The sequence below is a fragment of the Streptomyces sp. NBC_00078 genome, from assembly GCF_026343335.1.
Classification (GTDB): Bacteria; Actinomycetota; Actinomycetes; order Streptomycetales; family Streptomycetaceae; genus Streptomyces.
The window spans coordinates 1003415-1028465 of record NZ_JAPELX010000001.1 but is presented as its reverse complement, the minus strand read 5'-3'; the positions used below and the strand labels follow the sequence as shown (position 1 = coordinate 1028465).

At 70.9% G+C, this 25051-nt stretch carries 19 protein-coding genes and 2 pseudogenes; 6 read left to right on the top strand and 15 right to left on the bottom strand.

Going from position 1 to position 25051, the window contains the following annotated elements; genetic code table 11:
* Positions 1–66 precede the first annotated feature (66 nt).
* A complete protein-coding gene (locus OOK07_RS04735) occupies positions 67–2841 on the top strand; it encodes a helix-turn-helix transcriptional regulator (protein WP_266795147.1) in 2775 nt (924 codons plus the stop codon).
* Positions 2842–3498: 657 nt separating this feature from the next.
* Positions 3499–3702, top strand: coding sequence for a hypothetical protein (locus OOK07_RS04730; RefSeq protein ID WP_266795145.1), 204 nt, complete (start codon positions 3499–3501; stop codon positions 3700–3702).
* A gap of 123 nt (positions 3703–3825) precedes the next feature.
* Here OOK07_RS04730 and exaC read toward each other — a convergent pair whose 3' ends face one another.
* From exaC to xylB, 9 genes are all read right to left on the bottom strand, one after another.
* Entirely contained in the window at positions 3826–5349 is a 1524-nt protein-coding gene (gene exaC / locus OOK07_RS04725; RefSeq protein ID WP_266677229.1) for an acetaldehyde dehydrogenase ExaC, read from the bottom strand.
* Positions 5350–5462: 113 nt separating this feature from the next.
* Positions 5463–6758 (bottom strand): GAF domain-containing protein, encoded by a 1296-nt coding sequence (locus OOK07_RS04720; protein WP_266795144.1) that lies wholly within the window; start codon positions 6756–6758, stop codon positions 5463–5465.
* 144 nt (positions 6759–6902) lie between these two features.
* Positions 6903–8129 (bottom strand): IS110 family RNA-guided transposase, encoded by a 1227-nt coding sequence (locus OOK07_RS04715; RefSeq protein WP_266801892.1) that lies wholly within the window; start codon positions 8127–8129, stop codon positions 6903–6905.
* A gap of 238 nt (positions 8130–8367) precedes the next feature.
* The gene (locus tag OOK07_RS04710; RefSeq protein ID WP_266795142.1) at positions 8368–8967 is read right to left on the bottom strand and encodes an N-acetylmuramoyl-L-alanine amidase; all 600 of its coding nucleotides are present in this window, start codon (positions 8965–8967) and stop codon (positions 8368–8370) included.
* Between the two features lie 54 nt (positions 8968–9021).
* Positions 9022–10035 carry an acetamidase/formamidase family protein gene (locus tag OOK07_RS04705; protein WP_266795140.1) on the bottom strand — a complete coding sequence of 338 codons (1014 nt, stop codon included), beginning with the start codon at positions 10033–10035 and terminating at the stop codon, positions 9022–9024.
* Complete coding sequence (locus tag OOK07_RS04700) at positions 10032–10592, bottom strand: hypothetical protein (RefSeq protein WP_266795139.1); 561 nt, start codon at positions 10590–10592, stop codon at positions 10032–10034. The genes OOK07_RS04705 and OOK07_RS04700 overlap by 4 nt, the downstream gene beginning before the upstream one ends.
* A 182-nt stretch (positions 10593–10774) precedes the next feature.
* Entirely contained in the window at positions 10775–11326 is a 552-nt protein-coding gene (locus tag OOK07_RS04695) for a heme-binding beta-barrel domain-containing protein (RefSeq protein ID WP_266795137.1), read from the bottom strand.
* 221 nt (positions 11327–11547) lie between these two features.
* Positions 11548–12756 carry an ROK family transcriptional regulator gene (locus OOK07_RS04690; protein ID WP_266677215.1) on the bottom strand — a complete coding sequence of 403 codons (1209 nt, stop codon included), beginning with the start codon at positions 12754–12756 and terminating at the stop codon, positions 11548–11550.
* A 10-nt stretch (positions 12757–12766) separates the two neighbouring features.
* A complete protein-coding gene (gene xylB, locus OOK07_RS04685; RefSeq protein ID WP_266795135.1) occupies positions 12767–14212 on the bottom strand; it encodes a xylulokinase in 1446 nt (481 codons plus the stop codon).
* 133 nt (positions 14213–14345) lie between these two features.
* Here xylB and xylA point away from each other — a divergent pair, with 133 nt between their 5' ends.
* A complete protein-coding gene (gene xylA / locus OOK07_RS04680; RefSeq protein WP_266677211.1) occupies positions 14346–15512 on the top strand; it encodes a xylose isomerase in 1167 nt (388 codons plus the stop codon).
* A gap of 132 nt (positions 15513–15644) precedes the next feature.
* Positions 15645–16127, top strand: coding sequence for a hypothetical protein (locus tag OOK07_RS04675; protein WP_266795133.1), 483 nt, complete (start codon positions 15645–15647; stop codon positions 16125–16127).
* A gap of 7 nt (positions 16128–16134) precedes the next feature.
* Here the strand turns inward: OOK07_RS04675 and OOK07_RS04670 are convergent, their stop codons facing one another.
* The 4 genes and pseudogenes from OOK07_RS04670 to OOK07_RS04655 form a co-directional block, all read right to left on the bottom strand.
* Positions 16135–16347 (bottom strand): hypothetical protein, encoded by a 213-nt coding sequence (locus OOK07_RS04670; protein ID WP_266795132.1) that lies wholly within the window; start codon positions 16345–16347, stop codon positions 16135–16137.
* Between the two features lie 332 nt (positions 16348–16679).
* Positions 16680–16805: pseudogene (locus OOK07_RS43400) on the bottom strand (hypothetical protein); the annotation flags it as partial.
* Between the two features lie 397 nt (positions 16806–17202).
* Positions 17203–19230: a HelD family protein gene (locus tag OOK07_RS04660; protein WP_266795129.1), complete on the bottom strand. Its 2028-nt coding sequence runs from the start codon at positions 19228–19230 to the stop codon at positions 17203–17205.
* A 411-nt stretch (positions 19231–19641) separates the two neighbouring features.
* Positions 19642–20720 (bottom strand): annotated as a pseudogene (locus OOK07_RS04655) (SNF2 helicase-associated domain-containing protein); the annotation flags it as partial.
* A gap of 283 nt (positions 20721–21003) precedes the next feature.
* On the opposite strand from OOK07_RS04655, the gene OOK07_RS04650 reads away from it, so the two are divergent.
* Complete coding sequence (locus OOK07_RS04650) at positions 21004–22107, top strand: fatty acid desaturase family protein (RefSeq protein WP_266795127.1); 1104 nt, start codon at positions 21004–21006, stop codon at positions 22105–22107.
* A gap of 178 nt (positions 22108–22285) precedes the next feature.
* Positions 22286–22468, top strand: a complete 183-nt coding sequence (locus OOK07_RS04645; RefSeq protein WP_266526973.1) for a tail-anchor membrane protein — start codon at positions 22286–22288, stop codon at positions 22466–22468.
* A gap of 4 nt (positions 22469–22472) precedes the next feature.
* Here OOK07_RS04645 and OOK07_RS04640 read toward each other — a convergent pair whose 3' ends face one another.
* Together OOK07_RS04640 and OOK07_RS04635 are read right to left on the bottom strand one after the other, a co-directional pair.
* A complete protein-coding gene (locus OOK07_RS04640) occupies positions 22473–23864 on the bottom strand; it encodes a tannase/feruloyl esterase family alpha/beta hydrolase (RefSeq protein WP_266795124.1) in 1392 nt (463 codons plus the stop codon).
* A 289-nt stretch (positions 23865–24153) separates the two neighbouring features.
* A complete protein-coding gene (locus OOK07_RS04635; RefSeq protein WP_266677198.1) occupies positions 24154–25041 on the bottom strand; it encodes a hypothetical protein in 888 nt (295 codons plus the stop codon).
* Positions 25042–25051 lie beyond the last annotated feature (10 nt).

The window sequence follows — 25051 nt, the reverse complement described above, 5'->3', positions numbered from 1 at the left end:
TCATGGACGTGGCGATCAACGGACGGATTACCATACCGAGCGAAGAGTCCTGACAAGGGAGCTGCCATGGCGAGGCACGGTTCACGGGCCGGGCTTCTCGGCAGGGAGAACGAATGCGCGGCCCTCGACGATCTCGTGGCAGGTGCCAGAGCCGGGCGCAGCGGTGTCCTGGTCCTGCGCGGTGAGCCCGGGATCGGCAAGACCGAGCTGCTGAGACATCTCCTCGCCCGTGCGACCGGATGCCGCACCATCAGAGCGGCCGGCGTCCAGTCCGAGATGGAACTCTCCTACGCCGGTCTGCACCAGCTCTGCGCTCCTCTGCTCACAGGTCTCGACCAGCTGCCCGAGCCTCAGCGTGATGCGCTCGGCACGGCCTTCGGTCTACGCGCCGGTGCCGCGCCCGACCGGTTCCTCGTGGGTCTGGCCACTCTGAGTCTCATCGCGGACGCCGGAGGTGACCAGCCGCTGATCTGCCTCGTCGACGACGCGCAGTGGCTGGACAAGGCGTCCGCGCTGACCTTGGAGTTCGTGGCCCGCCGACTGCTTGCAGAATCCGTTGTGCTCGTCTTCGCCGTCCGTGAACCCAGTGCCGGCCATGCTCTCGGCAGCCTTCCCGAGCTGTCCGTCACAGGACTGACCGAGCGCGACTCCCGGACCCTGCTCGACTTGGTCGTCACCGGTCCGCTCGACGAACGAGTGCGCGACCGGATAGTCGCCGAGTCACGCGGCAACCCGCTGGCCCTGCTCGAGCTGCCGCGCGGGTTGACCGCGGCGGAGATGGACGGAGACTTCGAGCGTCCGGACGCATGGCCGTTGTCGAGCCAGATCGAGCAGGGGTTCCTCCGCCGCGTCCAGGCTCTTCCGGCCGAGACCCGACGCCTGCTGGTCATCGCCGCCGCCGAACCGCTGGGCGACGTGACCCTGCTGAGGCACGCGGCCGGGCGCCTCGGGATCGACGCCGACACCGCCGCGTCGCACGAAGGTGCGATGGACCTGATCACCCTCGGCAACCGGGTGCGGTTCCGGCACCCGCTGGTGCGCTCGGCCGCCTATCGAGCGGCGGGCCCGAGCGAACGCCGAGAGGTGCACAAGGCGCTGGCCGACGCCACCGATGCCCGGCTCGACCCCGACCGCCGTGCCTGGCACCTGGCCGAAGCCGCCTCGGGGCCCGACGAGACAGTGGCCGCGGAACTGGAGCACTCCGCGGGCCGAGCCCAGGCACGCGGCGGCATCGCCGCGGCAGCCGCGCTCCTCCAGCGTGCGACCGCGCTGACCCAGGATCCCGCGCGACGCGCACAGCGCGCGGTGGACGCAGCACAGGCGAAACTCCACGCCGGGGCGTTCGAGCCTGCTGTCACCCTCCTCGCCACGGCGGCGGCCGGACCCCTCGACGAACTGGGCCGCGCGCGGATCGAGGTGCTGCGCGCCGGGATCGCGTTCGCCCAGAACCGCGGCGGCGAGGCCCCGCAGCTGCTGCTCGCCGCCGCTCGCCGGTTCGGCCGGCTCGACGATGTCGCACTCGCTCGTGGGACCTACCTGGACGCCGTCGAAGCGGCGATATTCGCCGGCCGTCTGGCCCGTGGCCCAGGACTGCTGGAGGTGGGCGAGGCTGCCCGTGAGGCACCGCCCGCACCGCAGCCACAGGTGTCCGACATGGTGCTGGATGCCCTCGCCGTGCGATTCACCGAGGGGTACCCGGCCTCGGCGCCGATGATGGAGCGGGCACTCGAAGCGCTCTGCGACGAGCGGCTCCCCGTACACGAGCAGCTGCGGCGGCTCTGGTTCGGCTCCTTCATCGCCTCGGATCTGTGGGACGACGAGCGCTGGCACGTGGCCGCGACGCGTCATGTGAGGGTCACCCGCGAGGCCGGAGCGCTGAGCGCGCTCCCCGACGCACTCGACTCCCGCGCATTCGTGCACCTCATGGCCGGGGAGCTGGCGGCGGCCGAGTCGCTGATCGAGGAGACCGAAGCGGTGTGCGCGGCAACCGGCAACAGCAACTCGGCACGTCTTGGCCCTCTCGGCCTGGCTGTCTGGCGTGGTCGCGCGGGTGAGACCCGCAGGTTGATCGACGCGGCCCTGGGCGAGGCAGTGCCGCGAGGCCAGGGGGCCACTGTCACCATGACACGCTGGTACGAGGCGGTGCTCTGCAACGCGCTCGGCCAGTATGCGCAGGCGCTGGCTGCGGCCCAGGAGGCAGCGGCCGAGCAGCGGGAGATCGCCTCGCCGCGATGGGGCCTGGTCGAGCTGATCGAGGCGGCCGTACGGAGTGGTTCACCCGCGTCGGCCGCCGACGCGCTGGAGCGGCTCTCGGAGGCGACGCGAGCCAGCGGCACGGACTGGGCGCTGGGCGTGGAAGCTCGCTCGCGGGCGTTGCTCAGCGAGGGGGAAGCGGCGGAGCGTCTCCACCGTGAGTCGATCGAGCGGCTCGGCCGGACTCGGGTCCGCATGGAACTAGCCCGTGCGCATCTCCTGTACGGGGAGTGGTTGCGGCGCGAGGACCGACGCGTCGACGCCCGTTCCCAACTGGACGTCGCACACGAGATGTTCAGCCGGTTCGGGGCGCAGGCGTTCGCCGAACGCGCGCGAGGCGAGTTGCAGGCCACGGGGGCCAAGGTTCGCAGCCACGCGGTCGCGACCCCAACGGCTCTCACCTCGCAGGAGGCGCAGATCGCCCGGCTCGCCGGGAAAGGGCTCACCAACCCCGAGATCGGTGCCCAGTTGTTCATCAGCCGGCACACCGTCGAATGGCACCTCCGCAAGGTGTTCTCGAAGCTCGGCATCTCCTCCCGCCGGGAGATCTCTGCCATCCAGTTCGAAGCCGAGGCCGCATCGGCCTGATCCGCGACTGGAGCGACCTCCGGAATTGCGAACGGACGTCGGCCGGAACCCGGTTCTCTCTCTCCAGACGATGCGCAAGTGGGTCCGCGACGACAACGAGAGCCACTGGAAGCCGTCAGCTGTGCGCGGAGACGACTCGGTGAGGAGCCGTCGGCCGACTCTTGCTGCGTCGGGTCGGACGCCGTCCAGTGTTCGCGGCGATTCTGCCGCATCTGGACGAGCAGCAGCATCTGCACTCGACCTCGGCCACATCCCATCGCACTCGGCGCGGATCCGCTTTCCCCAACGGCTGGTGTCGCGGCTGCCAATGTTGTGACACTGTCACAGAACCATCGGGTCCCCGGTCATCACTTCAAAACGGGTGTGTGAGCCGCGGAATGTCCAGCGGTCGCCGTAACCGCGTTCCGGGTGGACCTGTGGAGGTGCAGCACGGTGTCGCACAAGGACTCGGAGGGCGGGACCGGTGGTCAGCCGCCTTCGGACGTCCATCGGAGGTCCATAGGACGGCGGCGAAGGTGATGCAGCGAGGGCGAACTGGCCCAGCGGGCCACGTGCGCGCACCGGACCCCACGAACTGACATGGAGACAACAGTGTTCGAGAACCGGACAGAGGCCGAGATGAGGCTGCACTCCGAGAAGAGGGCCAGGGAACTCGCCTTGAAGAGTCGGCAAAAGGAGAGTGACGGCAACAACGACTCCACCGAGAAGACGGGCGCAGTGAACGGCGGCCTCCCGGAGAACAGCGACATCACCGAAAGCGATGACGCCGTCGATCCGTCCGTCGAGCCGCCGTCCTGGGCCGGCGAGGCACACGTGACCACGGGAACGACGATCACCGCGGACCCGGAGCGAGTCGACTGACCTCCGGTGCGGACTGGGTGACGATGGCGATGCGGGTTGCAGGACCCGTCATCGATGCGCCTTCGCCTGCCGTGTCCGGTTGCCTGGAGCACAACGCTGCCTCCAGGCAACCGACTTGCGGCTCTAGAAGAACCCTAGTTTCTGAGGGCTGTAAGAACAAAGAATGTTCTTGGTCTGCTGATAGTGGTCCAGCATCATCTTGTGCGTCTCGCGGCCGATTCCGGACTGCTTGTAGCCGCCGAAGGCCGCGTGGGCCGGGTAGGCGTGGTAGCAGTTCGTCCAGACGCGGCCGGCCTGGATCGCCCGGCCCGCGCGGTACGCCGTGTTGATGTCCCGCGTCCACACACCGGCGCCGAGGCCGTACAGCGTGTCGTTGGCGATCTTGATGGCGTCGTCGAAGTCGTCGAAGGACGTCACGGAGACGACCGGACCGAAGATCTCCTCCTGGAAGATCCGCATGCGGTTGCCGCCTTCGAAGATCGTCGGCTGGACGTAGTAGCCGCCCTTCAACTCGCCGTCGTACTCGATGCGTTCGCCGCCCGTGAGGATCTTCGCGCCCTCCTGCCTGCCGATGTCCAGATAGGAGAGGATCTTCTCCAGCTGGTCGTTGGAGGCCTGGGCGCCGATCATCGTGTCGGTGTCCAGGGGGTGGCCCGGCCTGATCAGCTCGGTGCGGGCGACCGCCGCCTGGAGGAACTCGGCGTAGTTGCCGCGCTGGACGATCGCCCGCGACGGGCAGGTGCACACCTCGCCCTGGTTGAGCGCGAACATGGTGAAGCCCTCAAGGGCCTTGTCACGGAAGTCGTCGTCCTTCGCCCATACGTCGTCGAAGAAGATGTTGGGCGACTTGCCACCGAGTTCCAGCGTGACCGGCTTGATGTTCTCGGAGGCGTACTGCATGATCAGCCGCCCCGTCGTGGTCTCACCCGTGAACGCCACCTTCGCCACCCGAGGACTGGACGCGAGCGGCTTGCCCGCCTCCACTCCGAAGCCGTTGACGATGTTCACGACGCCGGGCGGCAGCAGGTCGGCGATGAGGCCCATCCAGTAGTGGATGGAGGCCGGGGTCTGCTCGGCGGGCTTGATGACGACCGCGTTGCCCGCGGCGAGGGCGGGAGCCAGCTTCCAAGTCGCCATCAGGATCGGGAAGTTCCACGGGATGATCTGGGCGACCACGCCGAGCGGCTCGTGGAAGTGGTACGCCACCGTGTCGTCGTCGACCTCGCTGAGCGAACCCTCCTGCGCGCGGATCGCGCCGGCGAAATAGCGGAAGTGGTCGATCGCGAGCGGGATGTCCGCGGCCAGCGTCTCACGCACCGGCTTGCCGTTCTCCCAGCTCTCGGCGACGGCGAGCGGTTCGAGGTTCGCCTCCATGCGGTCGGCGATCTTCAGCAGGATGTCGGAGCGCTCGGTCACCGACGTGCGGCCCCAGCCCGGAGCTGCCGCGTGCGCCGCATCGAGCGCCCGCTCCACGTCCTCCGCCGTACCGCGCGCCATCTCCGTGAACGGCTGCCCGTTCACCGGCGACGGGTTCTCGAAGTACTGACCGCGGGCCGGCGGTACGTACTCGCCGCCGATGAAGTGGTCGTAGCGCGCCTGGTAGGAGACGATCGCGCCCTCGGTGCCGGGCGCCGCGTAACGGGTCATGCTGGCCTGCCTCCTTCGAAGAGCGGCCCGCCGTGGGCAGCTCCCGTCGGGAGGCTAGGGACGGCGACGTTGCAACTACGTTGCGTGAATGCCGGGACGGGCCCGCGCGCTCGCTACGCCGGCGCGGCTCCCCGGCGGCCTGTGGCGGCGGGCCGGTCGGCCGGTGCCGCCAACTCGTCCTCCAGCGCGGTCAGGCGCGCCCGGACCGCAGCCGTCGGCCGGACCGCGGCGAGTGCCCGCCATACGTCGAGGTCGTCCTCGCCCCACGGCGTGTGCGCCCAGTCGGCCAACAGGTCGGGATCGCGCCGGGCGATCAGAGCCGTACGGAGGCCGTCGGCGAGGCGGTGCCTGAGCCGCACCACCGCCGGGGCCTGGGAACCCGGCAGCAACGGCCCTGCATACGCCGTCGCGGCCGCCGTGACCGCTCCGCTCTCCAGCCGCCGCTCCACGACAGCCACATCGCACTCGACGGGAACCGCCAGCCGGTAGGGCCGCGAGGACAGCAGACCCGGACCCAGCACCCTGCGCAGCCTGGCCAGTTCGGCGCGCAACGTCACCGGCGTCACCGATTCGTCCTCGTACAGCGCGCACAGCAGCTCGTCGCCGGTCAGCCCCTCGGGGTGACGTGTGAGAAGCACGAGGATCTCGCTGTGCCGGCGGCTGAGCCTGACCCTGCGCCCGCCGGACAGAAGCTGCGCCTCGTCGCGGCCCAGCGCCGTCAGCTCGGGCGTGTCGGCGGCGGGCCGCTCAGGGACGAGCAGCGCCAGCTGGGACTCGGCGGCCCGGGCGACGGCCTGTACGAAGCCCAGGCTGTGCGGATGCGCGAGCCCGTCCCCGCCGGTGATGTCCACGGCACCGAGCACCCGCCCGGTGCGCGGATCGTGCACCGGAGCCGCCGCGCACGTCCACGGCTGCACGCGCCGGGCGAAATGCTCGGCCGCGAAGACCTGCACGGGCCGGTCGACGGCGACCGCGGTCCCCGGCGCGTTGGTCCCCATCGCCGTCTCCGCCCACCGGGCACCCGGCACGAAGTTCATCCGCCCCGCGTTCCGGCGGGTGGCCGGATGCCCTTCGACCCACAGCAGCCTGCCGTGCGCGTCGCACACCGCGAGCAGATGCTCCCCGTCGGCGGCGAACGTCCCCATCAGCTCACGGAACAACGGCATCACCCGCGCCAACGGATGCTCGGCCCGGTAGGCGCCGAGGTCACCGTCCGCGAGCTCCACACTCGCCGTGCCGTCGGGCCCCACGCCGGCCCGCGCTGAACGCCGCCACGACTCGGCCACCACCGAACGCACCGGCCGGGCCACCGTGCCCACCTCGGTGAACATCTCGTGCGCGCGACGCAGCATCCGCGCGTGCTCGGCAGGGTCGGCCCCCGGTTCGAGGGCCACCCAAGGATCGGTCAACCCGGCCTCCCCGGAAGGCGATGCGGCTGGGGACATCGTCACTCCGGGTACGCGTACGGACAACCGTTGCGACCACGGTCACCCGAATGACGGTGCCGCCTGCGCGGTGGGAAGGAGAGGTCAGACACCCCATGTCGTTTGAGGTCAAGTGGCAGGGGTGTGGGCGTGGTGCGACCAGGCGGTCGCTTCGTCGTAGAGGGTGCGGGTCTTGAGGCATCCGTGGAGAACGCCGACGAGGCGGTTGCCTACCTGTCGCAGGGCCGGGTTGTAACCGGCCTCGCGAGCGCGTTGCCTGTCGTAGTAGCGGCGGGCGCCGGGCGAGGCCCGCAGGGCCGAGAATGCCTGGGTCTGCAACGCGTCGGCGAGGCGGTTGTTGCGGACGTAGCGGGCCTGGACGGTGTGGCTCTTGCCGGAGGCCCGGGTGATCGGGCTGGTGCCGGCGTAGTTTTTGCGGGCCTTCGCGCCGGCGTAGCGGGAGGGGTCGTCTCCGAACTCGGCGAGTACCCGGGCGCCCGTGATCTCCGCGATGCCGGGCATCGAGAGGTAGATCTCAGCGTCCGGGTGCTTCAGAAAATGCGCCTTCACCTGCCCTTCCAGGCCGGCTATCTGCTCGTTCAGGGCGATCAGCAGCTTCGCGTGGGCGGTGGCGGTGGCCGCGTAGGCAGCCGTGACCGGCTCGGGCAGGCCGAGCTGCCGTTCACGCAGCGCGGTGACGATCGTGGCTGCTTTCGCGTCCCGGTTGTGCCGTCGGGCGCGGGCCAGGACAGCGGTGATCTGGGTGCGGGTCAGCTTCGCCCCGGCCTGCGGGCTGGGAGCCTTGATCAGCAGTTCCAGGGCGTCCGTGCTGGTCAGGGTGAGGTCCGCGTAGGCGTTCAGCGCGGCGGGAAAGTACTCGCGCAGCGTGCTGCGCAGCCGCTGGAAGGTGCGGGTGCGTTCCCAGATCAGGGTCTGGTGAGCGCGGGCGACGACCTTGACGGCCTGCGCCTGCTCGCTGTCCCCGGCCACCGGCCGCAGCTGGGCCCGGTCGATGCGGACCATGTCCGCCAGCGCGTGCGCGTCGCCTTTGTCGCTCTTGGCCCCGGAGGAGGCATAGCGCTCCTTGAACCGGGCGACCTGCCGGGGGTTGATGGCGTAGACCTGGTAGCCGGAAGCGATCAGTGCCTGCACCCACGAACCGCGGTCGGTCTCGATCCCGACCACCACCCCGGCGGCTTCCAGGCCCTCGCCGCCGTGCTTCGCGAGGAGCTCGTGCAGCTTCGCGATCCCCTCCACGCCCTCGGGCAGCCTCACCGCGGCCAGTTTCCGGCCTGCCTCGTCCTGGATCTCGACGTCGTGGTGGTCTTCGGCCCAGTCATCGCCGATCAGTAGCAACTCGTCCTCCCAGTCCGGTACTTCGCTCCTGGCAGCCTGCGGAAGGCACGGCACGCGGCCTAATGGATCCAGTGCTCACGCCCCACTGCCCGGCGGGCACGCCACCCCATCAACGGTCTGGCCTCCCGGCCGACCAGCAGGGGCACGGTCTGACCTCAGAAGTCACGTGCTTCAGGCGATGAAAGTGCTCACCTGCTGGCGGCTACGGCACCGAGTCTCTACGACCCGACAGCTCCCACTAGGCGAAGTTGACGAGTCTGATGTAGCGCGTCCAGTCCCAGTTGGGCCCGGGGTCGGTGTGGTCCGTGCCAGGCACCTCGTAGTGTCCGATGATGTGTGCCCGGTCCTTCGGGAGGCCGAATCTGGTGCAGATCGCCGCCGTGAGGCTCGCCGACTGTTCGTACAGTGCGTCGGTGAAGTAGGCGGGCCGGTCGACCCAGCCCTCGTGCTCGATGCCGATGCTGCGCGTGTTGTAGTCCCAGTTGCCCGCATGCCAGGCGATGTCGGCCTCCCGGACGCACTGCGCGACATGTCCGTCGGCCGAGCGCACCAGGTAGTGCGCGGACACCTGCTTCTGCGGGTTCTGGAAGATGGAGAGTGCGTCGGGGTAGGTCTCCTGTGTGACGTGGATGATCACGCGGTCGACGGGATAGGCCGTGGGGCGGTTCGACACCGTGTAGTTGGAGGTGGTCGCCGGCAGCCACTCGGCGGACGGGTAGTCGACCGCCTGGGCCTGCGCACCGGCCCGCGGGTCGGGAAGCAGCGAGTACGGGACGGCAGCGAGGGCGGCACCCTGTAAGAACCGTCGCCTGGTGGTGCCCGGTCTTGCCCGTTCCATGAAGCCGTGCCTTTCGGTCAGCGGGTGTGGCTCAGCTCGATCAGCGGGTGGGGTTCAGCCCCGCAGGGCCGCCGCGACCTCTCGCAGGTGCGCGTGCACCCCACGGTGAGTCTCGCGCGCGGGCAGCCACTGTTTGCGGATCTTGGCCAAGCACGTGTAGTTGGTGTCGCACACATTGGCCAACGGTGACTCGACCGCCTGCGACGCGAACTGGTACGCGTCCAGCTCGCTGAACCCGTAGTCGCGTACCAGCCACTGCACCAGGTCGAGCTGGGATATTCGGAACGCGTCCTCCAACGGGCGTGCCGATCCAGTCGAGACGATGTGCGTGTCCGACTCGATGCGCGGCCACGGTGTGGCGAGCCCCTTGAGCAATTCGACGATCACCACGGTGTTCATCGCGCACTCGACGGCGACCCCACAGGTCTCGCCCTCACCCTGCCGGGCGTGCCCGTCGCCGAGGCTGAGCAGCGCGCCCTCCACGTTCACCCCGAGGTAGCAGGTGACGCCGGCCCGCATCTCGGGCGTGTCCATGTTGCCGCCGTGCGCGTCCGGCACCAGGGCCGAGCGGACCTCGAGATTGGCAGGGGGCACCCCCACGGTGCCGTGCATCGGATCCATGGGCAGCTCGGCCTCGATGTCGCTGTCATGGGCCCGGAACAGAGCCGTGCGCCGGGTCCGGTCGAGCTGCCAGATCCACACGGTCTCCGGCAGCGGCGGCTGCAGCGTGGCCGTGGTGTGCGTGGAGGTGAGTGCGCCGAACAGGGGGACCGTGGTGGACGCGGCCCAGTCGCGCGCGGGTTCGACCGACACGAAGTGCACCGCGACCGTGTCACCCGGTACGGCGCCTACGACGTGGAAGGGGCGGGTCTGCGGATTGAGGAAGGGGAACTCGCACACCTCGGACACCAGGTCCTTCTCGGACCGCACCCGCCCGGCGAAGCAGTCCTCCGTGTACACGTCGAGGACCGTGCCGGGCGCGATGCGCGCCACGGGGGGTGCCCCGCCGAAGGTCCAGGCGTACTCGTCCGGTTCGGGCCGGACGGTCAGGATCCGGGGGTCGCTCATGGGCGCGCTGCTCCGTTCTGCGAAGGGCCGGTAGGGGAGAGGTCGTCGAGGCGGACGCGGGCTGTCTCGGCTATGCGTTCGGGATGCCGTCGCATCAGCACCAGCAGCACCACGACACCGGCGGCCATCCACACTCCGACGATCGGCCCGGCGTAGGACACCGGGGCGGTCAGCTCGGTGACGAAGCCGAAGACGGACAGGCCCGCCGCGGTGAGCAGCGCGAATACGAACGCGGCGATGCCGAGCAGGGGCAGCAGCCGGTGCCGTACCGGTCTGAGCAACTCCCTTCTGCGGCGCAGGAAATAGCCGGCGCAGGCGAGGTTCACCACGATGCAGACGCCGATCACGACCGTGACGATCACCGTGGCGAGGAGCAGGAAGGCGGTCACCGGGTCATGGCCCAGCCCCAGTCCCAGCACGGCGCCGACCGCCACCACGGTCTGTACGGCGATGCCGGCGACCGCGGCAGCCGGAGCCATGGCCGTGACGCTCTGGAACAGGACCTCGCGCAGCCTGATGGCGTCGCGCCCGAGACCTACCGCCGCGTCCCCCGACATGTGAATCCCCCTCAATCCACGCCGACATGCCAAGACACGGCCCGACTCGACGGGTGCGTCTCGCGTGATTCACGGTACGGCGCTTGCCAGTTGGACAGAGGGGCGCCAGGTGCTTCGGTGGACGACACCGCAGATGTGGAAAACCTGGCCACCCACATGGGTGAAGCCGGCGCCGGCCGGGCCTATCGGGTGCGGTGCAGCCTCGCCGAGAGATGGTGCTGCAACGGGCGGCCGACCGCGGCGAGATCGAAGGCGAACGTGAGTGTGTCGCCGTCGGTCAGGGTGTAGCGGCGACTGGTGGCGTCGACCTGTTTGGCGGTGGGGGTCAGGGCCACCTCATGGGTGGAGAGGTCCACCGAGTCCGTCGTCGCACGGCCCACCGCGATCTCCGCGATTCCGGTGGGCTGGGTGATCAGTGCCTCCACCCGGCCGTCGGGCTGAAGCCGCCACCAACCGCTCTCCCGGGCCGCGGGACGCAACGGAGCGCCGTCGGCGTCGAGCAGCCAGGCCCGGGCCTCGTAGCGGAGGAAGGGGCGGCCGTCGTGGCTGAAGGCGACCTCCTGCGCGTACGTGAAATCCCCGGCGAGCGTCGGATACCCGCCCTGACCACGGCCGTGCCAGGTGCCCAGTAGACCGAGCACGGGCGCGAGCAGCGCGTGCGGTGCGGGAGCCGCGTCGGGCCGGTGGCTGTCGGGATACGGGTGCTCCGGTGCGGGGTCGAAGGGGTCGAACACGATTGCGCTCCTCGGGTGGTGACGGTGCCGTTGCCGGGCAACGGTTGCGCTCCTGCGGTCGGGCCGGTGCCGCTGCCGCTGCCGGGCGAAAGCGTAGAGCGCGTGAGGTGCGTCGGTGCGGAACCGGTTCGGCCGAGTGAGGCGCGCACACGGTGCCGGTCGGGCCGACAACGTGCGGCTGCGCCCGACCCTTCCGCGGTACGGCCTGGCGGGTGTCGGGATCAGGCCCTTTCGGCAACCGCCGCCGGATCGTCCAGGACCGCCCGTACCACCGAGTGTGCCGCCCCCAGCAGTGGTCCCTCGGGGCCCAGCCGCGATACGGATACCGGACAGGGCGGACCCGCCGTGCGCCGGTCCAGCTCGGCCTCCAGCGACGGAAGCAGCCAGGGTGCGAGCCCGGCCAGCGCGCCGCCCAGCACCACGCTCTCGGGGTCCAGCAGATTGACCGCCCCGGTCAGCGCGATGCCGAGCGCGGTACCGGCGACGCGCAGCGCACCCCGTACGTCCTCGTCGCCCTCGGCGGCCCGGCCCGCGAGCAGCCCGACGCGGTCCTCGCCCGGTTCCAGACCGGCGGCCCGCAGCACCGCCTCCTCACCGGCGTACTGCTCCAGACAGCCGCGCCCGCCGCACGGGCACGCGGGCCCCTCCGGCTGCACCGGCACATGCCCCAGCTCGCCCGCGAAACCACGCGTCCCGCGGAGCAGCCCCCCGGCCACGACGACCGCCGCGCCGATGCCGATCTCCGCCGACACGTGCAGGAAGTCGCGGGGAGTGCTCTCGCCGAGCCAGAGTTCGGCGAGAGCACCGAAGTTGGCCTCGTTGTCGACGGTCAGCGGGATGTCGGTGGACAGCAGCGCACCGACGTCCGTGTCGTGCCAGTCGAGGTTCGGGGCGCGTACGACGGTGCGGGCGTCGCGCGCCACCAGTCCCGGCACGGCCAGCGCGAGCCCCGCGGGCCACAGGCCTTCGCGGTCCGCCTCCGCGACGACCCGGCGCACCAGTCCGGTCAGCTCCTCGATCACCGGCTCCGGGGAGCGGCCACGGTTCGCGCGATGCCGTACGGCTCGCGAACGCACCTGGCCGCGCAGGTCGACAGCGCAGACCGCGAGATGGTCGACGCCGATCTCGGCGCCGATGCCGGCGGGGCCGCGTCCGCTGACCGCGAGCGCCGAGCCGGGGCGTCCCACCCGCCCGGGCCGCTCCGGGCCCAGCTCCTCCAGCAACCCGGTGCGTATGAGCTCGTCGACCAGCGTCGACACCGCCGCCCGGGTCAGCCCGATGCGCGAGGAGACAGCGGCCCGGGAGAGCGGTCCCTCGGCGCTGACGGCGTGCATCACCCGGGCGAGATTGCGGCGGCGCATGCCTTGCTGGGTGTCGGGCAGCACCCGGCCAGGGCCGGCCGGATGCGCCTCGTGCCGCTGTGCGGTCATGCCCCCGTCCTCATAGGCTCTCGGTGCTCCGCTCCAGCAGCGGGGCCGCGTCGGAGAGTACCCCGGCGATCCTCGCCAGCGTCTCCTCGTCCCGCTCCACCGCCTCCAGCACCGGGCCCGCGGCGGTGTTCCAGCGCCGGGCGACCGCGGCCGGATCCTCGCCGGTCAGCAGGCCCGCCGCCTGCGCCGCCGCGCCGAGCGCGACCAGCTCCTTGGCCTCCGGGACCTGGACCGGGCGGCCCGACAGCCGCCGTACCGTCTGCTGCCATGCCGTGCCCCGGGCGCCACCGCCGATCAGCAGCAGGGGGACCGAACGGTCCGCGTCCTCGTCGAGGACCAGGTCGAGCGCGCCGAGCAGCGAGTGCACGGCACCGTCGTAGGCGGCCTGCAGCAGCTGGCCCCCGGTGGTGTCGTGGCGCAGGCCGTGCAGCAGGCCGGAGGCGCTCGGCAGGTTGGGAGTGCGTTCGCCGTCCAGGTAGGGCAGGAGCGTGACGCCGGAGGCGGGCTCCACGGCCTCGCGGTCCAGGCCCAGCAGCGTCGCGACACGGTCGACGGCGAGCGTGCAGTTCAGCGTGCAGGCCAGCGGCAGCCAGTCCCCGTGGGCGTCGGCGAAGCCCGCCACCGTGCCGGTCGGGTCGGCGGGGCGCCGCTTGGAGACGGCGTAGACCGTGCCCGACGTGCCGAGGCTGAGCACCGGCGTCCCCGGGCGCAGCCCGAGTCCGAGCGCGGCGGCGGCGTTGTCCCCCGTCCCCGGAGCGACCAGAGTGCCCTTGGAGAACGGCAGGTCGTGGCTGTCGCGCACCGTGCCCGCCATCTCGCCGGGCCGGACCACCCGGGGCAGCAGCGCGGGATCGAGTCCCACATGCGCGAGGATCTCCTCGTCGTACGACTCCGTCCCGGACGCCCACCAGCCCGTACCCGAGACGTCCCCGCGGTCGGTCGTGCCCTCCCCGGTCAGGCGCTCGGTGAGGTAGTCGTGGGGCAGGCGCACCGCCTTGGCCGCGCGCACCGCGTCCGGTTCGTTCTCCGCCAGCCAGGCCCACTTCGTGACCGTGAAGGACGGGCCGGGCACGCTTCCGGTGCGCTCCGCCCAGGCCTTCGGGCCGCCCAGCTCCTCGACGAGACGGCGGGCCTGCGGCGCCGAGCGCACGTCGTTCCACAGCAGCGCCGGGCGCACCGGCTCGCCCCGCCCGTCCAGCGTGACGAGGCCGTGCTGCTGACCGCCGATCGACACCGCGGCGGCCTCGTGCGCCGCGTCGCCGCACTGGCGCAGGGCCTCGCACAGGGCGTCCCACCACTGGCGCGGGTCGCTCTCGCGGCCGGCCCCGGAGGAGACGGTGTGCGGTGCCTGACCGCTCGCGACGACCTGCCCGGTGGCGGCGTCGACGACGAGCGCCTTGGTCGACTGGGTGGACGTGTCCACGCCGACGACGAGCGGACCCTCGGCTGCTGACATCGGGCTCTCCTTTTTGCGCGGCTCAACAGGGATGTTCCGTGCGACACACCCTGCTCTCTTCCCAGAGATGCGTTCGCATACTAATTTGTAAACTGCCATGACGAAATAGTCGGAGCAAACAAGGAGCCGCGGCATGAACTACCAGCCCACCCCCGAGGACAAGTTCACCTTCGGCCTGTGGACCGTCGGCTGGCAGGGAAGGGACCCGTTCGGCGACGCCACGCGGCGTGCCCTCGACCCGGTCGAGACGGTGCAGCGCCTGTCCGAGCTCGGCGCCCACGGTGTGACCTTCCACGACGACGACCTGATCCCCTTCGGGTCCTCGGACACCGAGCGCGAGTCGCACATCAAGCGTTTCCGTCAGGCCCTCGACGCCACCGGCATGACCGTGCCGATGGCCACCACCAACCTCTTCACGCACCCGGTCTTCAAGGACGGCGCGTTCACCGCGAACGACCGTGACGTGCGCCGCTACGCCCTGCGCAAGACGATCCGCAACATCGACCTCGCCGCCGAGCTCGGTGCGAAGACCTATGTCGCCTGGGGCGGCCGCGAGGGTGCAGAGTCCGGCGCGGCCAAGGACGTGCGCGTCGCCCTCGACCGTATGAAGGAGGGTTTCGACCTCCTCGGCGAGTACGTGATCTCCCAGGGCTACGACCTGAAGTTCGCGATCGAGCCCAAGCCGAACGAGCCCCGCGGCGACATCCTCCTGCCCACCGTCGGCCACGCGCTCGCCTTCATCGAGCGCCTGGAGCGCCCGGAGCTGTACGGCGTCAACCCCGAGGTCGGCCACGAGCAGATGGCCGGGCTGAACTTCCCGCACGGCATCGCGCAGGCCCTGTGGGCGGGCAAGCTCTTCCACATCGACCTCAACGGCCAGTCCGGCATCAAGTACGACCAGGACCTGCGCTTCGGCGCCGGCGACCTGCGCGCCGCGTTCTGGCTGGTCGACCTGCTCGAGAGGGCCGGTTACGACGGCCCGCGCCACTTCGACTTCAAGCCGCCGCGGACCGAGGACCTCGACGGCGTGTGGGCGTCGGCCGCGGGCTGCATGCGCAACTACCTCATCCTCAAGGACCGCGCGGCCGCCTTCCGCGCAGACCCGGAGGTGCAGGAGGCACTGCGCGCCTCGCGCCTGGACGAGCTCGCCCAGCCGACCGCCGCGGACGGCCTGCAGGCCCTGCTGGCCGACCGCAGCGCCTTCGAGGAGTTCGACGTCGAGGCGACCGCCGCGCGCGGGATGGCCTTCGAGCAGCTCGACCAGCTGGCCATGGACCACCTGCTGGGGGCCCGCGGCTGAGTGCACGCGTGCGTGCGGCGCTGAGCGATCTCCGTGCGGAATGCTCCGGAATCATGCGGTCCTTGGCATGGATCCGTATCAAGTTCCGTACGGGGGTCGCCTCATGCCCGGTGTGAGGCGACTCTGGACGGTATGGCCATGCCGCCCGTACCGCCTCAGCCACCCGGGCCGCCGGGTGACACGCCGCCTCCGGGCGGCGGTTTCGGACCGCCCTCCGAAGGATTCGGCCCCGGTTACGGGGCGGGAGGGGGCTACGGCCCCCCGCCGGGAGGTAACGAGCCGCCCACCTACGGCGGTTGGCAGCCACCGCCGGAACCGCCCAGGAGGCGACCCAGCCGGCTCGTCATCATCCTGGCCGGCCTCGCGGCGGTCGCGGCCGTGGTCGTCGTCGTCCTCATGGCTTCCGGGAACGGCGACTCGCCCGACAAGAAGTCGCCCGCCGACAGCAGCCAGAGCGCCGGCCACTCGAAAGCACCGTCTCTCAGCATCCCGACCGAATTTCCGAGCGAGCTGCCCAGCAAGCTGCCGTCGAAGTTGCCCAGCGAGCTGCCGAGCGGCATCCCGAGTGACCTGGAATCGCTGATCCCCTCCCTGGGGGACATCGAGCTGCTGTAACGCCAGGTCAGACGCCGTGCGGCAGTCGCATGTACGCCGCCGTCCTCTCGATCCCGCTGTCGACCATCCACATACCGCAGGCCGTGCGGCCGCCCTTGCTGCACAGATCGCCGGATGGATAGGCGCCGGCCGCTGCTTCGTGGCCGGCACCGGACACGGCGCCCGGACCGGGACCGAGCAGAACTGGCTGGGTGGCGGGCCCCCGATGTGGCGGAGCCATGCGGACGCCGCCACCAACGGCGCCTTGCTTGCTGGCCCGATGCGCCGGGAGGTTTCCCCCAGCCGAGCCCGAGCCAGCAGATCGGCGCCCTGGAGCGCCAAGTCAGAGCGCCGCTGTTCCACCGCAGGCCCCAGGGGATGGAGCTGGCCGAGGGCAGCCCGATCCTGTACGCGGGAGCGGCCGCGTCCTTGTCGAGATCGCGTCCTTGCCGAGATCGGGGCATCGCCGGTGATGGCGCGGGAGGCGCGGCTGTCGGCGCGGGTGGGTGTGCCGGTGATCAGACTGCGCGCCGGACCGGACAGGCGCAACAGGACGCCGCCGTCGGTCAGCGAGGCGCCGTCGGCGACGCTCGCCTCGATCTCGATCTCGGGATCGACCTGCGCGAAGACCTCGGCGACCGCGGGGAGGCCGGCGGCCATGCCGCTCTGCCGGGTGCGGACTTCGGCTGTGGCCGCCAGGTCTTCGGGAACACTCCACGCGGTGGTGATGTCGTTCCCCGAGGCGTCCTCGGGGAAGGGCGGCGGCGACGGCGGTTCGTCCCGCAGCGGAGGGAAACTGTGGCGTGGTCAGCTGGTCTCCATCTCCGAGTGGGCGTTGAGCCTGGCGGTCACTCCATCTGATGACCAGCGGCACGTCCAGCATCCTTCTGCTGTGTGACCCGTCGGGCCTACTTTCATGAAAGGCCCGTGACCAGCAGGGATGCCGGTCGCGGGCCTCTTTTGCGATCTCCAGTGTGCACGCGAGTGTGGCGAGTGCCCGAGGGCTGAGCAGGGAGGCCAGGGCTACACCAGCGCGCACGTTGACGGCACGTTGGGGCGCTTGTGCGCCCGCGGCGACCACGCGGGCGCCGCGCCATCATGCGGGCTGGGTGGTGATGGTGCACAGGCGCTTGGTGGCCCGGGTCAGGGCCACGTACAGGTCCCTCTCCCCGCCGGGGCGGGCCGTGATGATCTCCTCGGGGTTCAGGACGACGACCCCGTCGAACTCGAGGCCACGTGCTTCGGACGCGGGCACGATGCGTGCGTGGTCGGCGATGCCGTGAGCCGTCAACTGGCTCACCCGTGTGTCCGCGCAGATCACTCCCAGGAGTTCGTCCGGCTGCGCGGTGCTCTGGGCGCGCAGTTCCTCCATGACGGCGGTGACCAGCCCGTCCCCGTGTGTGGTCACGGTGCGCGGGCTCTCACCGCTGCGCAGTGACCGTGTGGGCCGCTGGTCCGGAGCGATCCGCGCGAGCAGGTCCCGGACGTTCTCCAGGATCTCCTGCGTGGTGCGGTAGCTGACCGTCAGGTCGTGCAGTCTGAACCGCGTCCCGACATACGGGCTCAGGGCTTCCTTCCAGTCGCGTGCCGTCGTGGCCGGGCCCGACTGGGCGAAGTCACCCACCAGCGTCATCGCCCTCGCCGGGCAGCGGCGGACGATCATCCGCCACTGCATAGCGGTCAGTTCCTGCGCCTCGTCGACGACGACGTGCCCGTACGTCCGCTCGGACGGGCCGCCGACCAGGCTCGCCGCCTCGTCCAGCAAGGGCACGTCCGCATCGGTCCACGGGGCGTCCGGGGCACGCAGGAGAAGGGACCGCTCCTGCGGGGTCAGGGTCGGCAGGCGCTCGGCCGGGGCGTCGGCATCCGTCAGCAGTTCCTTCACCAGGTTGCCGGGTACTAGCCTCGGCCACAGCGCCTCGACCGCCCGGTCGACACCGGCGTCGTCGAGGAGATCGGCCCCGATGGCGTCCAGATCCAGCTCGTGGACCGGACCCGGGTCGGCGGCGCCCTCGGCACGGCGCTCGGCGACCCGCGTGAACCGGTCGAAGTTCAGGCCCGTCATCTGCTCGGCATCGGCGTCGATCTGCTCCAGGAGGTCGCCCATGTCCCGTTGCATCGCGTCGGTGACGGCGTCGACCAGGAGTTCCTTGAACGCCTGGCGCGCGGGGTTGTGGCCGGATGTGGCCGCCAGGGCGGCCGCGCGTGCCGTGGCGACCTCCTTCTCGGACAGGTGGACCAGTTCCTGCCCGACCCGGACGGTGAAGTCGCCCGCGGGGGCCTGGTGGTCTCGCAGCAGGCCGGCCAGGGCGTCGGCGAGGTCCAGGCCGCCCTTGAGGCGCGCCGTGTCGAACGGGTCCACCGCGTCCGGTGACACTCCGGCCAGTTCCTGACAGGTCGCCAGATCGACGTCGTTCTCCCCGAGCGAGGGAAGGACCTGGGAGATGTAGTCGAGGAAGCGGGCGTTGGGGCCCACCACGAGGACGCCTTCCTCCGCGGCGCGCGGGAACGCGTACAGGACGTAGGCCGCCCGGTGCAGGGCGACCACCGTCTTGCCGGTGCCGGGCCCGCCCTGCACCACGGTCACCCCGCGGTGGGCGGAGCGGACGATCTCGTCCTGCTCGGCCTGCAGCGTCGCGACGGCCGCGTGCATCCTGCCCGTACGCCGTGCCGACAGAGCCTCGGTCAACGGGCCGTCCCCCACGACGTCTTCGTCGGTCGGGGCGGTCCCGTCGAGCAGTTCGTCGCTCACCCAGACGACCGTGCGCTCGTCGAGGCGCAGGTGCCGGCGCCGCCGCAGATCCATCGGGTGGACCGGTGTCGCCTCGTAGAAGGGCCGCGCCGCGTTCGCGCGCCAGTCCACGAGCAGCGGCAGGTCGTCCTCCTCCCTGTGCAGTCCGATCCGCCCGATGCGCAGGGCCGTGCCGTCCGTCCAGTCGATGCGTCCGAAGACCAGCCCCTTCTCGGCGCCTTCCAGCCGGCCGATCTCCTTGGTCAGACGGTCGGCGGCGATCTCTCTCTCGTACGCCTCGCCGGCGCCGTCCGCCGGGGCCCTCAGCACACTCGCCCGGTTCGCTCGCGCCTCGGAAAGCCGCTCGGTGAGCAGCTCATACAATGAGGACACGTAACCTTGCTCCGATTCAACCGCACGCACGGCAGAATCATTTACGTTTGACAACAAGGGACTCCTTCGATTCGAGCCGCACCATACGGCCAAAGTTCCCTAAAAGTAAGTCTTGACTTACTTGTTGTGTCTATGTCCTTACGGCTGACCGTACTTCGTGTCATGCCTTCCGTCGTTTCCCTTGAATTCCGGTGCCTTTCCCGCGCACTGGAAAGGCAGTGAATCCACGGGAAAGGTTCGTGGTCGCGTCACAGGCTGGGACGGGGCTGGCCTGCATTCCAAACGCGGACACCGGCGGCCGCCGTGATCCGGTTGTGCGACGCGGCGAGTTGCGTGATGTTCCCGCCGCCGTGTGCGGCCCGGATGCCGGACTTCAACGACTCAGCATGCTGACCTGACAGGGAAGATCACCATCGAGATCAGTGTGATCGTCTTGCCGAGTCCCATGTCGTCGGCAAGGCAACAGCCCGCGCCCGGGGATGTCATGCGGGCCAGCAGGCTCAGGCCCCGCCGCTGGTAGTCGCGCAACGTCGCCGCGAGAGCGGCGGGCTGGGCCACCGGCTCCAGCGACTCCGGTGCGGCGCGTCGCTCCCGCAGGGCTGCCGGCCACCCCGTGGCATGTACGTCGATTCGGCCGCCGTCGACCTCGGTGGAGCCCTTCAGCGCGGCACTGAGCGCGTCGATGGGCGTGATCTTGCGGTCCTGCTGGGCGCGGGCGCGGTGCACCTCCTGGGGGTCGATGAGGACCCGCTGGTCGCGCAGGCGCACGACGGGCGGTTGGCCTCGGCGAGCCGGTCCGGCTCCTCGCACGTGAACTGCTCGTCGCCCCGCGCGAAACGCCAGTTGAAGGCGAGGAGCGCGTCGGCGGACAGGAACGACGGTGCGTCCGAGGTGCCTCGGCCGGTTCCCGGCTCGCCGTCCGAGGGGCCGATTACCGCGCGGGCGGTGAGGTTGCGGTCAGGGGAGGCGCACAGCAGCCGCTCCGGGTCGGCCAGCCGCGGCGGCCCGGCGGCGTCCGCAGCCACCGCGTGCGCCTGTGCCTGCGGTCCGGCGCCGTCCCTGGGCACCGCGTGCGCCTCGGGAGGCATCGCGGCGGCCAGCCGACGGACGCGCTCGATGTCTTCCAGCGGCAGGGGGACCACGCGCCAGGCGTTGTGGTCTTGGGCGGACAGCCCCGGCAGCAGCCCGCGCGCCACGAACTGCAGAGCCAGCACGCCGGCGGCGCCCCAGAAGACCGACTCTCTGTGTCCGTGTAGGTCGGTACGCGCACGCGTGAGGACCGGCAACGCTGCCCGCACCGGCAGCAGGACGGGGGGTACCCCGACGCACTCGACACCGTCGCCGCCGGGCAGGACGACGGTCAGATCCTCGGCGGACCCGGCCGCGAGGAGCGGAGGAGGGCTGACGTCGGGCTGCCAGAAGGCGACCCGGCCGGTGCGGGCCGGGTCACCGGGCACGAAAACGGCGCAGCAGCGGGCCAGTTCGGAGATCTCGGACGGTGTTGCCGTGGGGGTCGACTGCACAGCGAAGCCGTATTGCTCAAATTTGACTACTTGGGGTCGGGGTCGCCGAGAGTACAGCACTCCGGCGGGCTGTCCGGCACGGCCGAAGGCCATCACCTGGACCGTTTCGCTCCGGGGTGTCGTCAACCCCCTACGCGCCAAGGGGCTTGCCCCCGCCTCTGGACGGGGGGTGGCGTCATGGCCGCCGAGGGTCGTCGATCCGTACGTTTCATCAGGTCAGCCCCTTGCCAGAGAGAGCCGGAGACCGGTCATGCCCGAGCCCACCACAGCCCTTGCCGAACCCCTGGCGGGAACCCTCGCAGAACCCCGGCCGGGAACCCTTGCCGACCCCCAGCCGGGAGCGCGCGACGCACCGCCTCCTGGAAGCGAGTTCGCGCCCCTTCTGCGCACGGTCAGGGGCCAGGGACTGCTGGAGCGGCGCCAAACCTGGTACGCGCTCGGCATGGCCACCAACGCACTCGCCCTGGCCGGCATCGTCACGGGCATCGTCCTCACCGGCGACTCCTGGTGGTCGCTGCTGCTGGCCCCGCTGCTGGCCGTCTTCGGCGCCCGCACGGCCTTCATAGGCCACGACGCGGGCCACTCACAGATCACCGCCGGCAAGAAGGCCGGCCGTGTGATCGGCCTGATCCACGGCAACCTGCTCCTGGGCATGAGCTACGCCTGGTGGAACGACAAGCACAACCGCCACCACGCCAACCCCAACCACATCGACAAGGACCCGGACGTCGTCGCCGACGTCCTCGTCTTCACCGGTGGACAGGCCGAGGAGCGGTCGGGTTTCCGGCGCTGGCTGACCCGCAACCAGGCCTGGCTGTTCTTCCCGCTCACCCTCCTGGAAGGCGTCGCCCTGAAGGTCCACGGCTTCCAGGACCTGCGCCGTCAAGCTCCACGGGAGCGCGCCGTGGAGGGCCTGCTCCTCGTGACCCACGTCGCCGCGTACGTGGCGCTCCTGCTCAGCTCGATGTCGCCGGGCAAGGCGCTCGCGTTCGCCGCACTCCACCAGGCGCTGTTCGGTCTGCACCTGGGCATGGCTTTCGCCCCCAACCACAAGGGCATGGAGATGCCCGACCCGAGCGGTGAGCGATGGGGCCATCTGCACCGGCAGGTGCTCACCTCGCGCAACGTCCGCGGCGGCGTCCTCACCGACTGGTTCCTGGGCGGCCTCAACTACCAGATCGAGCACCACCTCTTCCCCAGCATGCCCCGTCCCCATCTCCGGCTCGCCCAGCCCCTGGTGCGCGCGCACTGCAGGGAGTTGGGTATTCCCTATGCGGAGACCGGGCTCGTCGACTCGTATCGGCAGGCCCTGCGGCACCTGCACGAGGTGGGGGAGCCCCTCAGGGCGGAATGACCGAGAGTGTTCTCGGGCGAGAGCGTTCTCGGACGGGCTTGGTCTCGAAGGAGAGTGGTCTCAGGGATGAGTCGGGGTCGCACCTCAGGGACGTCTCAGGGTCGCGGTCCGGAACCGTGGGAGACGCAGGCCCGTTTTCAGGACAGAGAGCGGCAGTGGCCGCGAAGGAGGCGACGTAATGTCGAAGAACGCGAAGATCGCCGCGGGAGGTGTGGCGGTCGGGATCATCCTGCTGATCTGGCTGCCCTGGTGGGTGTCGCTCCTGATAGTCCTGGGAGTGCCGGCTGCCGCCTATCTCGCGCTGGACCCCTCACAGCGGCGCAGGCTGCGCCGCGCCACCCGCAAGGAGCTCGGTCGCTGACGTACTACCGCATGGGATCGGTCCGGTCGGCCAGCCTGCAGAAGTCGACCACATCGCCGTCCGCGGGCCGTGCGACGGTCTGGTCCGCGGGCGGTCGGGCACCCTGCTCCACCCAGGAGACCAGCGCGTCGAACGCCGATCGATAGCAGGGCAGGATCGGCCGCAGCCGGTCCGGATACGTGTCGTACAGCCCGTCGACATGTGTCCCGCCCTGGATCGTGTAGTAGCGGTGCAGCGAACCTCGTCCGCTCGCGTCGACCATGCGCGCGTACACGTCCGAGTCGGTGGCCTTGGGCAGCAGCGTGTCCAGATCACCGTGCAGCGTGATCAGCGGTCTGCCGATGCGCCCGCTGAGCGACACACGGGCCACCGCCCGGTGGACCGACGCGGGCCGCGACGCATAGTCGTACGACGCGTCGGTGGCACAGGTCGACAGGACCTCGTCCGGGGTGCTTCCGGCTGACGGGCCGGGACAGCCGGGGTCGTAGGCCGGGTCGAACTCGGCGCGGTAGATCTTCTGCGTGACTCCCCAGTACGCCTTGTCGTGATACGGCCACAGAAACTCGGAGCCACGCGCGAAGCCCACTGCGTACATGTCCTCGTCCCCGGCCGAGCCCCGCATCCGTGCCACCGCGGTGGGAAGGGAGGTGAGCAGGCTCGGCCCGTCCGCGGTCCACAGCGCGCCTTCCCAGTCCACGCCACCGTCGTACAGCTCCGGGTGGTTCTCCAACTGCCAGCGGGTGAGATAGCCACCGTTGGAGATGCCGGTCATGTAGGTACGGCGAGGGGTGTGCCCGTAGCGCTGGGCCACCGCGCGCTTCGCCGCGCGGGTGAGTTGCGTGGTGCGTGCGTTCCACTCGGCGACCGCGTCACCCGGGCGGGTTCCGTCGCGGTAGAAGTCGGCGCCGTTGTTGCCCTTGTCGGTGGCCGCGTACGCGTAACCCTGGGCGAGCACCCGGTCGGAGATCGCGGTGTCCGTCGCGTACTGCTTGCGTGTGCCGGGTGCGCCGGTGACCACCAGGCCGCCGTTCCAGTGGTCGGGCAACCGGATCACGAACTGCGCGTCGTGCCGCCAACCGTGGGTGGCGTTGAAGTGCGAGGAGTCCGGGAAATAGCCGTCGATCTGCACCCCCGGAACCCCGTGGCGGGTGCGGGTGGCCTTGGCCGTCAGCCCCGCCTGGTCGGCCATGTCGGTGTACGGCGTGCCCGCGAGGGCGGCTGTGGTCAGGTCCGGCAGACAGGCGCTCCGCTGAAAGGCGGCGCCCGGCACGTGCAGCCGCTGCTGGTGGGCGCAGTGATCGCCGCCGAGCACCGAGGCCTCGGTGGGAGCGGGCCAGGCAAGGGCTGCTGCCACCAGGGTGGCGGTGGCGAACGGAACACCGCGGGACGGACGCATGACGGCCTCCAGGCCAGGACGGGAGGGCGGCGCGACCGCGGGGAGCGGGACGCCGACGGCTGCCCCATCGTCTGGTCCGGCCCTCGCGGCAACCATGGGCTGGGACCACATGGAACGCAGCCGCCGTATAGCAGCTTCGTATGTGGGTGCGCGTGTGACGTCCCGTGCGGAGGACGGCGATCGGCAAAGGAGGCCAGGCGAAGGCGAGGCACTTCCGGCGAGGGCGCGGGTTGGGCACCGCGTCCCGAACCCCGCCGCGGTACCGCGTGCCGGGCTCGGACCACGGTACTCAGATGGGTCGTACGGCCATCTTTTCGAGCGCCTCCAGAAGACCCGGCAGCTCCGGTCCCCGGCCGACCGGCAGCACCTCGCCGGGCTCCGCGTCGAGCAGCACGAACGCGATGTCGTCGGTCCTGGCCACGAGCGACCAGCCCGGACCGTCGGCACGCAGCGTTCGCGCGTCACCCGGAGCGAAGGACGACCGGACCCGGCCGAGAGGCGGCGGCGTATCCACGTACGCCCGTGCCTCGGCGAGCACACGCCGCACCCCGCCACGCCCGTTGGGCACGTCGGCCTGCTCGGCTTGACCGGCCCGTGCGCCCTGATCGTCCTTCACGGCCTCCTCAGAGGCCGCCGCGCCCTCCATGGCGGCCGATGCCCCGTCCTGGCTCGCGAAGCCGGCATCGTCGATCTGCTCCCGCCACACCGCCCACTGGAGCGCGATCTCGTCTGCACCCAGGCGTCGCTGCGCGGGCCCCCACCTGCTCGTGTCCGGCGGTGCCAGCGGCGGACCGTCCGCGACCTCGGGGCCGGGATCATGCGGCTCGGGCACGCCGGGTGCGGCGACCGCGACTGCGAGGGGCCAGCCCGGCAGTGCCGCGACGACCGAGCGCTCGCCGGGCGAGAGGTCGTACTCCATCCCGCAGTCCCAGGACGCGATGGCGACCGCGACCAGGGAGACGTCGTCGACCACGACGGTCCACCGGGCGCCGTCGCCGTCCTGGCCGAGCACCAGGCCGTATCCGTCGGCGAGCGGCGCGAGGCCGAGCGCCGCGCAGGCCTCCGGATAGTCGTCGCCCAGCACGCTCGGGAACTTCGCCGGCGTCAGAAGTACCGCCGTGAGCACATAGAGCGCATCGTCCGCGGCGGCGACGGCGTCCTCGTCCGTCCCGGCCATCCCAGCCTCC